Raw genomic sequence first — 306 nt, forward strand, 5'->3', positions numbered from 1 at the left:
TTCCCCGACTTTGTCCACGCCGTGAAGCCTGAACCCCACTGGGCCATCCCACAAGGGCAGAGCGCCCACGATACTTTCTGGGACTATGTTTCCCTGCAGCCGGAAACGCTGCACAACGTGATGTGGGCGATGTCGGATCGCGGCATCCCGCGCAGCTATCGCACCATGGAAGGCTTCGGGATCCACACCTTCCGTCTGATTAATGCCGAGGGCAAAGCCACCTTCGTTCGCTTTCACTGGAAACCGGTCGCCGGCAAGGCGTCGCTGGTGTGGGATGAAGCGCAGAAGCTGACCGGCCGCGACCCC

General features: G+C 61.8%; 1 protein-coding gene. It reads left to right on the plus strand.

Annotated elements, in window-relative coordinates; translation table 11 throughout:
* A partial coding sequence (locus tag FN082_RS20570; RefSeq protein WP_142982283.1) for a catalase occupies positions 1 to 306 on the plus strand: 306 nt, incomplete at both ends.

Source organism: Klebsiella spallanzanii (assembly GCF_902158555.1).
GTDB classification, from domain to species: Bacteria; Pseudomonadota; Gammaproteobacteria; order Enterobacterales; family Enterobacteriaceae; genus Klebsiella; species Klebsiella spallanzanii.